Genomic DNA, 15172 nt, shown 5'->3' with positions numbered 1-15172 from the left:
TGCATTGTCTTTTTTATTTGCTGTATAAAAGTTTATATTATTTATTAGGATTTTAATATTAAATACACCAATAATCAGCATTCTCTATAAATATAATCTAAATTAATACTTTAAAATCAATAATTAATATAATTTTTAATTTATAAGAATATTTAAGTTAATTCATAAAAATATTTTAGGAATAATTATAGAGTAATAAAAATAGATAAGAATTAAGTAAGAAATAATAATGAATAATCTACAATAGTTTATAATAATACACAATGATCTGTAATAATCCATAATAACAAACAAAAACAAATAATAGTAAATAATAGTAAATAATAACAAATAATAATTAGTTATAATCAATAATAATTAAAAAAATAAAAAATAATAAAAAATATATCTAAATAAAAAATAACTTTAAAAAATAATTCTAAAAAATAATTCTAAACTATAAAAAAATAATTAAAAAGAAGGTAAGTATTAGAATAATATTTCTGCTACTTTACCTGATTTAAGTTTATATGTATTTGGATTCCAATTATTTACAACACCTAAGTCATTTCTTGAACTTGTTGTATCAGAAACAGTCCAAGTATCATCTATAAGAACTTGTACCCAAACATGACCATAAACATTTCCACTGGAGAAAGTACATGTTCCATGTACATATCTTGCAGCTAATCCAGATGCTCTGTAAAGAGCTATAGATAAATGTGCTTGATCTACACAGTTTCCATATTTAAGCTGAGATGTTTTAACAGCTCCATATTTAGTATCGTAATAAAAACTGTAGTCTATATTTTTTTGCATCCAGTTATATATGGCTGTTGCTTTTTCTAAGTCATTATTACAATCTTTTGTTATGCTTGTTGCTAATTTTTGTATTTCAGAGTTAGTAACTAGACAATTTTTTGTGTTTTTTAGATATTTTTGCAGTTCACTGGTACTGAATGTATTTTTATCGTTTAATACTGTAGTTTTTGCTGAACTACCTCCACCAGTACCACCTGAATTAATAGGGTTATTAGATTTTACATTTATAGTTACTGATGATGGTAATTTATTATTTTTAGATGAATACTCTATTATTTTTGAAAATTCCCACACGATTGTTTGGAATTGAATTTTCCCAATTGGAGAATTTGCATAATTTGGAGCTTGTTTGTTAGATTTTATAAATTTTGTAACATTTTTTGCAAGAGATACAAAATTTGCCTTGGATAATTTACCATTTATTGAATTTCCAGCAGGTTTTGTTGGATTACTTACAGAAATAGAACTAATTCCACTTGATGAACCACTATTAATATTAGTGATTGCACAACTCAATAAATATAAAAAATTAGACATTGTATATTTTTTAGAATTTATTTCTACATAATTTGGCAATTCATCGTTTTGATTAACAAATGCATTTACTCTAGACGCAGCGTCTTTTATATCAGCTAAACTTATTCCACTACTCACAGTAGGTTTTGATGGTGTTATAAGTCGTGTATATTTTGGAATTACTTTATTTATATTGTTATTTTTTGATATTTTTACAGTTATTTTTGATGGTAAATACCCTTTAACAGATTTAAAATATACTATCTTATTTAGCATTGATATTACAGTTTGATACTGCATAGTTCCTAATTTTGTAGTTAAATAATTTGGTATCCTATTATTGGAATTTATATATTTTATTATCTTTTTTGAATATGAATAATATTGTGCTTTAGTTAATGAACCTTTTATAGTAACTCCAGTCGGATTACTTGGATTTTTAACATTATATTTTATAGTTACTGATGTTGATTTTTGATTATATTGGTAGTGTATATATTTACTTAATATATACATATATTCAGGCATTGAAAACTTATATCCTCCAATAGTAATACTATTAGGTAGTTTTTTATACTTTTTTATATAAGTATTGATGGTTTTAGATGCTTTCAATATTTGACTTTGAGTTAATTTACTAGGTTCACCAGCAGCTGCCTTACCAGTTACAGTAGTTTTAGGATTATTATTAGTATTATTATTAGTATTAATATTAGAATTAGTATTAGAAGTGTTTTTAACCTTGTTTGCACTTTCATTTGTACTACTAAGATTATTTACATTTTCTTGAGCTATATCTTGAATATTGTTACTTTCTATATTATTTTCTCCTAAATTTGAACTATAATCAGTCGCATTACTAGCATAACCTGCACTTATTCCAATGAAAAATAGACAAAATATAAGTATAATAAATGTCTTTTTTCTCAATTTAATTCTTCCACCTCTAGACTCTATAACTAGTTTTTATTTTACTAGTTTTATTAACTGAATAACCCATTAAATTAAGTTAATTAAATTAGTAATTCATAAAACACTTAATAAACTAATAATATTTTATCAATAAATTTACAGATTATATTATTAATTCATTAATAATTAATACTATTTTACTAAATAAATATAGATAGTTTATATCTATATTAAATATTCTATTATATCACTATAATGTAGAGTCATGCATTAATAGTAATATAACTAAAATTAAAAAATGAATTCTATTGGAATAAAAATATCCAATCTAATATTCATTCTAAATTAGAATATAGCTATTTAACTTAATATTTAATGTTATATCTATTATTGAATTTATAGCTTATAAACTTTTATATATTAAAATAAGCACATAAACCTTTTTTTTTAGAATAAAATCACAGAACTTTGTACTCCAGTACTAAATCCTTTCCTAACTGATAGCTATTTTTTAATTCAAGGTTGATGGCTTCTTTCATGAAATCAAAACCATCTCCATCAAATAATGTTTTAGCATATTTGCCTCCAACAACCATTGGAGCTACACAGACCCTTATTTCATCAATTAGGTTTTCTCTTAGCATTGAAAAGTTTAAAGTAGATCCTCCTTCCAACATTAAGGTTTTAATCTTTTTTGAGTAGAGATACTTCATTAATTCTTTTAAGTTCACTGATGGGTCTTTAGAATAGAATACATCAGCTTTTTCACTAAGGGCTTTTGAGCGTTCAAAGATTATGTTGTCTGTTTCAACTTTATTAGAAACTGCTATGATTGTTAAAGCATCATCATTCAATATTCTCGATTCAATAGGTGTTCTTGCTTTATTATCAACAACTACTCTAATGGGATTATCTAGTTTCTCAGAAGTTATTTTATGAACAGTTAATCTAGGATCATCCATTAAAACAGTATTTATTCCAACCATTATCCCATCAACTTCTTTTCTAAGTTCATGAACCCTTTTTAAATCTTCCAGACCAGATATTTCAGAACTCCCTGTTTTTGTAGCTATTTTACCATCAAGTGTCATAGCTGCATTTAGTATCACATAAGGTCGCATGTTTTCACACTTGTCTTTGATATATTGTCTTTTTTATTAATTATTATATTAAAGTACTTTTATTATAATTAATTTTAAATATTTAATTAATTTTAATGTATTTTTATATTAATTATTTATCTTAAAATATTTTTATTTTAAAAACATTATTATTTTTAAAGTTTCTTTGAATTAATTTTAAAAACTTTTTTATTTTAAAATTTTTTATTTTTAAAAATCTTTTTATTTTAAAAAATTTATATTATTTAATATGTATAATAATATTGTATAATAAATATAATTATATAATCTATAAATAATGAAATAATAAATGAAATGAAATAATAAATGATTGAAAAATAGTATATAATTTAATAATAACTATTCGAATAGTAAATAATGGTAGTAAATAAAGGAAAAATAAATAAAAAATATTTATTTTAATAAATATCTAATTTAGACATATCTAAATTAAGGTGATGATTTAATGGAAGATAGATATAAAAAAGGAATGGAAATTCTTAAAATAACTAATAAAGATGCTATCAATGGATTATTTGATGAATTAGAAGATATAGCTCCAGATCTAGGTAGATTTATAGTTGAGTTTCCTTACTCTGAAATATATACTAGAGAAGGATTAGATTTAAAAACACGAGAATTAGCTACAGTTGCAGCTCTGACTGCTTTAGGAACTGCCAAAGGACAATTAACTAATCATATCAATGCTGCACTTAATGTAGGTAATACTCCTGAGGAGATTGTTGAAGTTATAATTCAGATGTCTGCTTACGCAGGATTTCCAGCAGCTATAAATGGTATTTTTGCAGCTAAAGAAGTTTTTAAGAAAAAAGATTTACTGCCATTAAAAGATAATGAAAATGATTAATATTCATTGATTTATAACCAAAAGTTATATTAATTTATAATTATTTATAATTATTTATGTCCATTATAATCATTATATCATTATAATCAATATAATTATTATAATCACTATAATTATAATTATTATATAAATGTTTATATTATCATTAGGGGTATAATATGTTTATGGGAGCATCAACTAAGCAAGGTTATGATATAGCTGATAAAAGTAGGGAAATTGTAAGGTCATTAATTTCTGAAGAAATTAAAAACCTTTCTAACGAGGAAAAAGACATTGTTGAAAGGATAGTTCACTCTACTGCTGATCCTGAATATGCAAAATTAGTTTTAATCAGTTCTGAATTTGTTAACTCTAGCTTAAAAGCTTTGAAAAATAATGAAGATATTTTAACTGATATTAATATGGTTAAATCAGGAATTACTCAATATGATGGTAATGTTGAGTGTTTTATTAAAAACAGTGAAGTAGTTGATATAGCTAAGGATAAAAAAATTACAAGAGCTGCTGCTGCTATTGAATTTGCAGCTCAAAATGACTTTAAGGGAATAATTGTTGTTGGAAATGCTCCAACTGCACTCTATAAAGCTATTGAATTATATAATAATAATGAATTAGATGTTTCTTCTATTGTTGGGGTGCCTGTTGGATTTGTTGGAGCAGCTGATTCAAAAGAAGAGTTGAAAAATAGTTCAATACCTAATATTATTACTAAAGGGCCAAAGGGTGGAACTCCTGTAGCTGTAGCTTGTGTTAATTCTTTAATTCAGACTATGAAAAATATTAATAAATAAGTTAGGATTTTTATGAATTAATTGTTAAATTAGGGTTTTTATTTAATTAAATTGTATTTAGTGATGTATTATGAATTCAAAAGATTTATTCAATGAATCAAAAAGATATTTTCCTGGAGGAGTTAATTCTCCAGTACGTGCATTTAAACCATATCCTGTTTTTATAGAAAAAGCTAAAGGATCTAAAATTTGGGATGTTGAAGGTAATGAATATATTGATTGTTGTTTGGGATATGGACCTTTAATCTTAGGTCATTCTGACTCTAGTGTAATTGATAATGTTTGCAGTCAAGCGAGTATTGGAACTGCATATGGAGCACCAACTGAAAACGAGATAAAATTGGCAAGAATGGTTATTGATAGAGTACCTTGTGCTGAAATGATAAGATTTGTGAATTCTGGGACAGAAGCTACAATGAGTGCAATACGTTTAGCTAGAGGTTGCACTAGTAAAAATAAAATAGTTAAATTTGAAGGTAGCTATCACGGTGCTCATGATTATGTTTTGGTGAAATCTGGATCTGGAGCAGCAGCTCTTCCTGATTCTCTTGGAATTCCAGAAGACACTACAAAAAATACTTTAACATGTCCTTATAATGATGAAGATGCTTTAAAAAAACTCATTGTTGATGAGAAAGATAATATAGCTGCAGTAATAGTGGAGCCTGTAATGGGTAATATTGGATGTGTTGAACCAAATAATGGATATTTAGAGTTTTTAAGAGAAATCACTGAAGAAAATAATATACTCCTTATTTTTGATGAGGTTATCACTGGTTTTAGACTTTCCAGTGGAGGAGCTCAGACTTATTACTCTATTACTCCTGATCTTGTTACTATGGGTAAAATTATTGGAGGAGGATTTCCTATGGGTGCATTTGCAGGAAAACGTGAGATAATGGAAATGATAGCTCCTGAAGGAAATGTTTATCAAGCTGGAACATTTAATGGAAATCCTATATCAGTAAAAGCTGGTATTTCTACATTGAATCAACTTGATCAAGATTTTTACAAGAATTTAAATAAAAAAGGAAATTATTTAAGAAATCAAATATCTGAAATTGTTGATAATTTAGATTTAAATATCCAGACTGTTGGCTTAGCTTCAATGTTTCAAATATATTTCAATATTGAAAAAGTAACAAATTATGAAATAGCTAAAAAATCAGATATTGAAAAATTCTCTATATATTTCCATGAATTGATGGATAATGGTATTTTTATACCTCCAAGTCAGTTTGAATGTAATTTTTTATCCTCTTCTCATAGTAATGAAGATATAGAAAAATTATTAATTGCTATTGAGGATTCTCTAAAAATTGCTTGGAAATAAAAAATATTTTTTTCATTCCTTTTATTTATTTTCATTTTGAAAATTAACTTAGTTATTAATCTTTAATTTTATTATCATTAGTTTTATTATCTTTATTTTCATTTTTTTAGTTTATTATATTTAGTTTTATTTTCTATAAAATATCCTATTTTTTAGATACTTTATTTTCTATTATTCACTTTTAGCTTTACTTTTTTATTTTTTAGATTTACTTTTTTATTTTTTGACTTTATTTTTGTTTTTATTTATAATATTATTATAAAGATAAAATTGATTAAAAGTAGTATTAGGTATTAGCTAAAATAGTATTAAAAATAATATTTAAAACTAAATCATCTCAAAAATAGTAAATATAAATTATATGAATAAAATTAAAGATAATAAAACTAATGATAATGAAATTAAAGAATAAATATGATCAAAATTAGACAAAATTAGAAATTAATAAATAGAAATTATAATTAAAGATTAAAAAATAATAAAATATTAAAAAATAGAAAATTAGACTATAATTAGTCTAATTATTATAAAACAGATCCTAATCCTTTAGAAGCCATTAGGCCAACAAATGATCCTTGTGGAATCATTACAATATTGCCTTTAGAATACTGATCTAAAGCAGCTTGAACCATAGCATTCCGTTTATCTGGATTATTTGCAGCAGTTGAAAGTGCTGAAGCAAGTGCCATCACAGCTTCTCCTCTGCTCATGGATCCTCCATGTAATTCATCGTTTTCTCGTACAAGATCTATTGCACTAATATTTGTTTCTTGTCCATCAACTTTTATAGGGCCTGCAGCTTGTATAACTGCATCTAATGCTTCAGTATTTATTGCTACTACAGCATCAGGTGTCATATTTGTATTAGCTTCAACAATTTCTTTTGCATATTGCATTCCTTGTTGAGTGTTAGTACCCCATAATGAATCATGAAGTAAAAGCTTAGATCCAGCTCCCTGTGATTGTGCTTCTGCAGGTTCAGGTTGAGTTGGATGAGTTTTACCACCTGGATAAATTGGTGTATAATTAGATATACTTCCATTTTTCAAGTCTATAACAAATGCCATATCTACAGCACCCATACCTGGTCTTGATTCACCTTCATCAACAGCTAACACTAAAATGCTCTTATCTCCTTGAGATAAATCAGGGCCTCCTAAAAATGTTCCCCAAACAACAGCAAGTATTCCAATTGCAGCCACTATTGTAATTGCAATTATGAGTTTATTTTTTCTTTCCATGTTTTATCCCTTCCCAAAATAGTAAATTTAAAATTGCTTTTTATTTTTTAGTTTTCGTTTATTTTTTTATTTTTAATTTATTTTAACAATTTTATCATAATTAGAGATAATATAATTATGTAGATATATATTACTTATATAGAGTAATATACACTTTAATTATTTTAAATAGCTTTATTAACTATTATAAAAAATTGTTTTTTATAGGATAAACAACATATTTTTTCCTATTATTTCTAAAAATAAACTATCTTAAAAAGTAGTTAATTATGAAAAAGTAATGATATTTTCATTACTTAATCTATATAATATATGTCTTCATTGAATATAATCTTTTCTATGAAATATTTTTTTCTATATAATCTTTTTTATATAATTTTTTATATTAAAAATATTATTAAAATACTTATTATTAAAAATACTGTTAAAAACCACATTAATTAGTAATATTAATTAAACCATATTAATTAAACCATATTATTAAAAATATTATAAATTCTTATTATTAATAAAATTTTAAATAAAATTATTATAATTATTTAAATAAGTATTATTATATCTAATAAAGATTATATCTAATAAAAATTATATTTAATAAAAATATAAAAAAAATATAATAATTATAATACAAAATGTAATTTGTACAATAAAATTTATACATTAAAAGTTTTGGTAGGTTATATGGTAAAAATTGTGGTAGGCTGTGGTGAAAATAAAAATGTTATTTTGGCACAAAAAGCATTAAGTAAAAATGAGGATATAGAAATAGAATTAGCTTATTCTGATGAAGAACTAATTTTTGCCATGGAAGATAATACTATTGATGCTGTTGTTAGAGGTTCTTTAAAATCTTCAAAAGTACTGAAAAATATTAAAAATCTAAATAAAGGGATGTCAGTTAATAGGGCAAGTTTTATAAGATTTAACAATGAAATACATGAAGACATTAAAGATAATATTGATTTAAATTATAATGGATTTTTGCTTGGACCTGTTGGAATTGATGAGGGAAATAATATTGATGAAAAATTTCAATTAATTCTTCAATCAGTTAAATTCATGTTAAAAATAAATAAAACCCCTAAAATTGCTATTTTGGCTGGTGGAAGAAAAGAAGATTTTGGAAGAAGCCCTGAAATTGATAGATCAATCAAAGATAGTGAAATTTTAGTAAAGAAAATAAATGATTTTTTTTCAGATAAAGAATCAAACCCTGCTTATAATGCTTTTTTTAGTTTTAATTCCTCAAAAAACAATTTAAATAATATATCTACAAATTTAAACAGATTATCTATAAAAAATTATTATATTCTAATAGAAAAAGCTATTGCTGATAAAAATAATATAATTATTGCTCCTGATGGAATCAATGGGAATATAATATTTAGAACACTTGTCTTAATAAATTCATGGGAGAGTTTTGGTGCCATAGCTTTGGGTAGTGAAAAAATATTTATTGACACAAGCCGTGATCAATCAGAAAAAGGATATTTAAGAGCATTGACCTTTGCATATAATTTAGCTAATAAATAATATTTAATCTTATAAATATTTAATTTTATAAAATGATAATTATAAACAATTATCATAATATTCTTATTATAATATTAGTTATAAATAATTTATAAATATTACAATTTTATAAGTATTATAATTTTGTAAATACTTAATTTTATAAATAATTAATTTTATAAATATATAATATTATTAATTTAATTTTAATATATAATAATCTAAATTATTGTAAAATATATAATCTAAAATTATTATATAAGATTAATAAATCAGTTATACAATTAATAAATTAAGATGTAAAATTAGTATATAAAATTAATATATAAATGTATATATAATATAAAGTCTTTATAAATAAATTTTATTTTCAAAATTAAACTTTATTTTAGAATTAGAGCTAATTATTGTATCTTATTAATTATCTAATTAATTATTCTATTAATATTTCTAAGATTTAATCTAAAAGCTTTAATATAAACTATTTAATATAATAAACTATTTAATATAATTACTAAATTAGTCTAAAATTTTGAATATTATCTTTTTATTGATAATTTGTGTATTAAGAAAGGGAAAAATTATGGAATTGATGAAACCAATATATCAACTTTATGAATGGTATATATCCAAAGGACTTGATCCTAATAGTATGCCTAAGCATATAGCTATAATTATGGATGGTAATAGAAGGTATTCTAGAGTACAAGGTAATATAAATGTTATTAAGGGTCATGAAATTGGTGTTGACACATTAGAAAAAGTTCTTGATTGGAGTATTGATCTTGGAATTGAAATTGTAACTGCTTATGCATTTTCCACAGAAAATTTTAATAGGCCCTCCGAAGAAGTTGAAGGTTTGATGAATCTTTTTGTAAAAAACTTTAAAAGAATTGTTGCACATGAAAAGATTCATAATAATGAAGTAAAAGTTAAAGTAGTAGGAAGGCTTGATCTTTTACCAGAAAATGTAAGAGAAGCTATACTTGAAGCTGAAGAATCCACTTCACATTATAATAAAAAACTTTTTAATTTAGCTATTGGTTATGATGGTAGACTTGAAATAGTTGATGCAATAAAGAAAATAGTTAAAGAAGTTGAAGAAGGAAAAATTACTAAAGACGAGATTGATGAGAAAACAGTTAGTGATAATTTATATACTGCGGGGTTGGAGGATCCTAATTTAATTATTCGTACAAGTGGAGAAGAACGTTTAAGTGGATTTCTTTTATGGCAGTCTTCATATTCTGAATTGTACTTTTGTGATAGTTTATGGCCTGAATTGAGGAAAGTTGACTTTTTAAGAGCTATTCGTGACTATCAACAAAGAGAAAGGAGATATGGAACTTAAATAAATTTTTAAATCATTTATTGAGGAATTTTGATGATAGATATTCATTGTCATGTTGATTTTGAGCAATTTAATAATGATAGGGAAGAAATAATTAAAAGAGCTAAGAAAAAACTTTCTGCAATTATAAACTCTGGAACTAGTATTGAAGGAAACGAAAGAGCTTTAAACCTTTCAAAACAAAATCCTAATTTTATTTACCCTACTTTTGGTTTCCATCCAGTTAGTTCTGGACAGATTAGTGATAAAGATTTAAATCTGTCTATCGATCAAATGAAAAATCATATGGATGAAATATTAGCCATTGGTGAGGTTGGTATGGATTATTTTTATGTTAAAGATAAATCTGAAAGAGCTAAACAAGCTGAAACATTTAAAAAATTCATAGAATTAGCTAATGAATATAAAAAACCTCTTCTTATACATGCTAGGGATTGTGAAAGAAAGGCATTTAATATAGTGAAAGAATATGATGATATTCCTAGTGTTATATTTCATTGTTATAGTGGTAGTTTAAAAACAGCTAAAAAATTAATTGATGAAGGTTATTATACATCAATTTCAACCATGATTTGTTATTCAAAACACCATCAAGATTTGTTTAAAGAAATACCAATCGAAAACATCTTAACTGAAACTGATAGTCCTTATCTTGCTCCAAACAGGGAAGATAGAAATGAACCATCTAATGTTTTGTATGTTGCTTCGAAATTAGCTGAAATTAAAGAAGAATCAGTTGATAATATTGATAAAGTAACTGAAAAAAATGCTAAAAATGTTTTTAAAATTTAAATAAGCTTTTTTAAATCTTTTTAGCCTTTTTAAACTTTTTTAAGACCATTTTAAACTTTTTTAAAACCTTTTTAGAATTTTTTCTTTTTTTATTTCTTTTTTATTTTTTCATCTCTTTATTTTTTTATATTTTTGGTTTTTATTTTTTTTATTTCTTTATTCTTAATTTCTTTTTATTTTTAGTTTTTATTTTATTTTATTTTTAATGTATGTTTTTTTTATTGGATAACTGACTCTCCTGCAGATTTTCCAGCTAGATAGCCTGTTGAAAATGCGATTTGTAGATTATATCCTCCTGTAGGTCCATAACTTTCAAGAAGTTCTCCTGCAAAATAAAGTCCATTAACTCCACTTATTTTTGATTCCATGGTTTTTGGATTTATCTCGTTAATTTTGACCCCTCCACATGTAATCATCGATGCTTTTTTATTCATACTATTTATTTTAACTTTGAAATGTTTTAAAGCATTAATAATAGCTTTTTTATCCTTTTTAGTCATATTACTAAGTGTTTTATTTCCACTTACTTGTGATTTGTTTAAGAAGAAGTCTATAAATCTATTCTTTAGATAAATTTTGAGATAATTTTTTATCATTGTTTTTCCATTAGTTGATGAATCTTTTATTATCATTTCATTCAGTTTTTCTTCATTAATATTAGGAATCAAATCAATTTCAATATAAACACCGTTTAAGGTAAGTTTACTGTATTCACATTGATTATCTAAGGATATATGATTACTAATATCCAAAATTCCAGGTCCTGATAATCCAGAGTGAGTTATTAAGATATTTCCTCTCACTTTAACAACTTTACATTTTTCAATTGCTTGATTATTATTTATTTTATATGAAATTTCAACATTTTCTAGTGTTATTCCAGAAAGTTTATTAAGATAAGGGTCATTTATTTCTAATGGTGTTGCTCCTGGCATTAATTGGGATATAGAATGTCCAAATTTAGTAGCTAAGTTATATCCTTCACCATTTGAACCTGTATGAGGATAACTTTTTCCTCCTGTAGCTAATATTACTTTTTCACAGAAAATATCTTTTTTGTTTGTGCTAATGCGAAATAAATTGTTTTTTTCTTCTATTGTTTCATTTACTTTTTCATTTAATTTTATTTTTAATCTTTCATTTTCTTTTTTAATTATAGATTTCACATGAAAATTTAATAGAACCTCAATATTCAATTCTTCTAAATATTCTTTTAAGATTGATAAAACTGAGTTTGAATCTTCAGTTGTTGGAAAACATCTTCCGTTTTCTTCTTCTTTAAATTCTAATCCTTTATTTCTAAATATATTTAACAAATCATGATTATTTAAGTTGTAGATACTATGTTTAAGGAATAATTTATCTTCTTTTCTAAATTGATTTATTAATTTTTTTATTGGAGAAAGATTTGTTATATTGCATCTTCCTCCACCAGTTAAAAGTAGTTTTTTACCCAATTTCTCATTTTTTTCAATTAATACAACTTTGTAAGGAGTTTTAATTTCTTTGGCAGCTGATATTGCAGCTATCATTCCTGCTGGACCTCCACCTACAATAGCTACTTTGTAATTTTTCATTTTTTTCATCTTTTCACTCAATAAGTTCCATAGTTCCAACAATATAGGAATAAGATAAGTTTACATTATTTAATAAATAATTACTATAATTTACTATTCATAATACCTTTTTAACCACTCGTCACGAAAATCAAAAAAGTTTTTCTTAAATATAGATTGACGGATTTGATGGGTGAGTCTGATGATGAAATAGACATTATGAGTGGTTATGAGCTCCATAGCAAGTTTTTTATCTGCCATAATCTGTTCTGAAGTTTTTAAACCACCTTCATTTTTTAATAATTTACGAATTTCTCCCCTTGTGTAAGAAGATTTGCAAGTTGGGCACTGACAACCCTCAAACAAAGTAGAAGAATCACCTCTAAATTTTGCATTTCTGAGATTAATATCTCCATCAAGAGTATAAACTTTACCATGCCGTGCCTCACGAGTCGGTGCCACACAATCAAATGTGTCACATCCATTTTCCACTCCCACAAAAATATCATCTGGTTTTGAAAGACCCAAAAGATGGCGTGGTTTTGATTCTGGTAAAATCCTATTACACCAAAACAAAATATCGGATAGGTGTTCCTTTTCAAAGGCACCTCCCAAACCATATCCATCAAAATCTAATGCTCCTAAGTCACGAGCAGCTTTTTCTCGTAAATCTTGATAATGTGCTCCTTGAAGGACACCAAAAAGGGCCTGATAAGGTTTTCCAGCATGTTCACCAGTCAATTTTTGATGCTTAAGTAAACACCGAACTCCCCATTCATAGGTACGGTTAAGTGCTTTTTCATTATATTCTCTACTATCACCAATGTTCGTCAATTCATCGAATGCCATAATAATATCAGCGCCGACTTTATGTTGAAATTCCATTGAATATTCAGGGGTGAAAAGCTTTTCAGCTGCGGTTTCATTTGTCTTGAAATATACTCCCTCATCTGTTACTCTTGCCAAACGATTTTTATTTTCTGCTTTAAATTGTTCACGAGCAATGTTTCGCTTGTCCATTGAGATAACCTTACCTAGTCCACTACCAAATGACATAATTTGGAATCCACCACTATCAGTAATAGTAGGACAATTATACTCTGAATATTTAGACAATCCTCCATATTGTTCAATGTCTTTAGAGATTTTTGATAAGTGAAACCCATTGCTAATCATTGCTTGAGCACCAATATTATTAAATTGATATGGTGGTAAGAACCTAACTTTAGAATATGTGCCAACAACAACAAAAGCAGGTGTTTGGATATCACCATGAGGAGTATGAATAACACCTGCTCTACCTAATGCACCTGGAATTTTAGCATTAATTTCAAAATTAAACTGATTCTGATTCATTTTCCATCACTTTTTCTGATATCATTAATTTTTCACATAGCTTAACAGCTCCATAAGTCACAGGTAATAATAGTGTTTCACCAACGATTTTAGAAATATATGCAATTAACAATAATCCCACAAATTGGAAGGTTGAAATTGTACCAATAAATGCAATGGTAGTGAAAATCACAGTATCAACCAAATCACCAACCAAACTTGAGCCAATTGCCCTTTGCCAAAAGTGTTTACCTTTAGTAATTTTTTTAATTTTAACAAAAACATAAGAATTAAGAATTTGTCCACTAACAAAAGCAATCAAACTGCCGGCAACAATACGTGGCATAAAACCTATAATTGTTTCATATGCTATTTGATTTTCCCATCCAGGTCCTGGAGGTAAAATTTGAACGATGAACAATGCCAAAACAGCAATTAAATTCATTGCAAATGCTGTCCAGATGACTTTTTTGGCACGCTCAAAACCAAAAATCTCAGTAATTATATCTCCTAAAATATAAGAAATAGGAAAAAGTATCGCACCACCGTCCCAAACTAGTCCAGTTGAAAAAAAATCAAACATTTTAGTGCTAGCAAGATTACTGACAATTAAAACAGTAGCTGTTAGTGCTGTTAAAATTGCAAAAAGCTGTGATTGAGAAATTTTTAACTTACTAACCAAATACAACATTATTCTTTCTTTCAATGTCATTTTTTCTTTCAAAATCACTTTTTCTTTTTTAATCATATGTAACCTCAAAGCTAATTTTCTTTAATAAATCTTATTAAGATTATAAAATGACCATTAGTTGTTTAATTATTTCAATCTCTAATTTTATATTAATTTAAAGTTGAATATAACTTTTTATACAATTTTTAGAAAAAACAATGAAAATAAGTATATAAAAGAGGAATAATAAATAAATAATTTTACTATCTATTTTACTAACTAATTCTCTATTAATTACTTAAATAAACTTTCAAAGTTCAAATATAAATAAAACAATAAAATAAACAATAATTAAATAGCTATAATAAAATAA

The 15172-nt window shown here is 25.3% G+C and carries 12 protein-coding genes; 6 read left to right on the top strand and 6 right to left on the bottom strand.

Features of this window, described 5'->3' with window-relative positions:
* Positions 1–468: 468 nt before the first annotated feature.
* Entirely contained in the window at positions 469–2247 is a 1779-nt protein-coding gene (locus MarbSA_RS02290) for a pseudomurein-binding repeat-containing protein (RefSeq protein ID WP_221061767.1), read from the bottom strand.
* A 440-nt stretch (positions 2248–2687) separates the two neighbouring features.
* A complete protein-coding gene (locus MarbSA_RS02285) occupies positions 2688–3350 on the bottom strand; it encodes a 2,5-diamino-6-(ribosylamino)-4(3H)-pyrimidinone 5'-phosphate reductase (protein ID WP_054835619.1) in 663 nt (220 codons plus the stop codon).
* Positions 3351–3816: 466 nt separating this feature from the next.
* On the opposite strand from MarbSA_RS02285, the gene MarbSA_RS02280 reads away from it, so the two are divergent.
* From MarbSA_RS02280 to hemL, 3 genes are all read left to right on the top strand, one after another.
* Positions 3817–4218 carry a carboxymuconolactone decarboxylase family protein gene (locus MarbSA_RS02280; RefSeq protein ID WP_054835959.1) on the top strand — a complete coding sequence of 134 codons (402 nt, stop codon included), beginning with the start codon at positions 3817–3819 and terminating at the stop codon, positions 4216–4218.
* A 158-nt stretch (positions 4219–4376) separates the two neighbouring features.
* On the top strand, positions 4377–5009 hold the full coding sequence (locus tag MarbSA_RS02275; protein ID WP_042704275.1) for a cobalt-precorrin-8 methylmutase: 633 nt from the start codon (positions 4377–4379) through the stop codon (positions 5007–5009).
* A gap of 70 nt (positions 5010–5079) precedes the next feature.
* Positions 5080–6342, top strand: a complete 1263-nt coding sequence (gene hemL, locus MarbSA_RS02270) for a glutamate-1-semialdehyde 2,1-aminomutase (protein ID WP_054835533.1) — start codon at positions 5080–5082, stop codon at positions 6340–6342.
* 524 nt (positions 6343–6866) lie between these two features.
* On the opposite strand, the gene MarbSA_RS02265 is transcribed toward hemL, so the two are convergent.
* Positions 6867–7583 (bottom strand): DUF4012 domain-containing protein, encoded by a 717-nt coding sequence (locus MarbSA_RS02265; RefSeq protein WP_042704271.1) that lies wholly within the window; start codon positions 7581–7583, stop codon positions 6867–6869.
* A 681-nt stretch (positions 7584–8264) separates the two neighbouring features.
* Here MarbSA_RS02265 and MarbSA_RS02260 point away from each other — a divergent pair.
* From MarbSA_RS02260 to MarbSA_RS02250, 3 genes are all read left to right on the top strand, one after another.
* Positions 8265–9116 (top strand): phosphate acetyl/acyltransferase, encoded by an 852-nt coding sequence (locus MarbSA_RS02260; protein WP_221061766.1) that lies wholly within the window; start codon positions 8265–8267, stop codon positions 9114–9116.
* Between the two features lie 562 nt (positions 9117–9678).
* Entirely contained in the window at positions 9679–10446 is a 768-nt protein-coding gene (gene uppS, locus MarbSA_RS02255) for a polyprenyl diphosphate synthase (protein ID WP_155930729.1), read from the top strand.
* Between the two features lie 33 nt (positions 10447–10479).
* On the top strand, positions 10480–11238 hold the full coding sequence (locus MarbSA_RS02250; protein WP_221061765.1) for a TatD family hydrolase: 759 nt from the start codon (positions 10480–10482) through the stop codon (positions 11236–11238).
* Positions 11239–11456: 218 nt separating this feature from the next.
* Here the strand turns inward: MarbSA_RS02250 and MarbSA_RS02245 are convergent, their stop codons facing one another.
* The 3 genes from MarbSA_RS02245 to MarbSA_RS02235 form a co-directional block, all read right to left on the bottom strand.
* The gene (locus MarbSA_RS02245) at positions 11457–12824 is read right to left on the bottom strand and encodes a BaiN/RdsA family NAD(P)/FAD-dependent oxidoreductase (protein WP_244987885.1); all 1368 of its coding nucleotides are present in this window, start codon (positions 12822–12824) and stop codon (positions 11457–11459) included.
* A gap of 84 nt (positions 12825–12908) precedes the next feature.
* Positions 12909–14150, bottom strand: a complete 1242-nt coding sequence (gene tgt, locus MarbSA_RS02240; protein ID WP_221061764.1) for a tRNA guanosine(34) transglycosylase Tgt — start codon at positions 14148–14150, stop codon at positions 12909–12911.
* A complete protein-coding gene (locus tag MarbSA_RS02235; protein ID WP_280636284.1) occupies positions 14131–14820 on the bottom strand; it encodes a queuosine precursor transporter in 690 nt (229 codons plus the stop codon). Before MarbSA_RS02235 ends, tgt begins: the two co-directional genes overlap by 20 nt.
* Between the last annotated feature and the right edge of the window lie 352 nt (positions 14821–15172).

This window comes from Methanobrevibacter arboriphilus (genome assembly GCF_019669925.1).
GTDB lineage: Archaea > Methanobacteriota > Methanobacteria > Methanobacteriales > Methanobacteriaceae > Methanobinarius > Methanobinarius arboriphilus_A.
The sequence above is the reverse complement of the archived record's forward strand: the minus strand, read 5'-3'. Positions and strand labels throughout refer to the sequence as shown.

Excerpts from the sequence above, each read along its gene's own strand:
- MarbSA_RS02285 (WP_054835619.1), bottom strand. The coding sequence starts at position 3,350 with ATGCGACCTTATGTGATACTAAATGCAGCTATGACACTTGATGGTAAA.
- MarbSA_RS02280 (WP_054835959.1), top strand. The coding sequence starts at position 3,817 with ATGGAAGATAGATATAAAAAAGGAATGGAAATTCTTAAAATAACTAAT.
- MarbSA_RS02275 (WP_042704275.1), top strand. The coding sequence starts at position 4,377 with ATGTTTATGGGAGCATCAACTAAGCAAGGTTATGATATAGCTGATAAA.
- hemL (WP_054835533.1), top strand. The coding sequence starts at position 5,080 with ATGAATTCAAAAGATTTATTCAATGAATCAAAAAGATATTTTCCTGGA.
- MarbSA_RS02265 (WP_042704271.1), bottom strand. The coding sequence starts at position 7,583 with ATGGAAAGAAAAAATAAACTCATAATTGCAATTACAATAGTGGCTGCA.
- MarbSA_RS02260 (WP_221061766.1), top strand. The coding sequence starts at position 8,265 with ATGGTAAAAATTGTGGTAGGCTGTGGTGAAAATAAAAATGTTATTTTG.
- uppS (WP_155930729.1), top strand. The coding sequence starts at position 9,679 with ATGGAATTGATGAAACCAATATATCAACTTTATGAATGGTATATATCC.
- MarbSA_RS02250 (WP_221061765.1), top strand. The coding sequence starts at position 10,480 with ATGATAGATATTCATTGTCATGTTGATTTTGAGCAATTTAATAATGAT.
- MarbSA_RS02245 (WP_244987885.1), bottom strand. The coding sequence starts at position 12,824 with ATGAAAAAAATGAAAAATTACAAAGTAGCTATTGTAGGTGGAGGTCCA.
- tgt (WP_221061764.1), bottom strand. The coding sequence starts at position 14,150 with ATGAATCAGAATCAGTTTAATTTTGAAATTAATGCTAAAATTCCAGGT.
- MarbSA_RS02235 (WP_280636284.1), bottom strand. The coding sequence starts at position 14,820 with ATGTTGTATTTGGTTAGTAAGTTAAAAATTTCTCAATCACAGCTTTTT.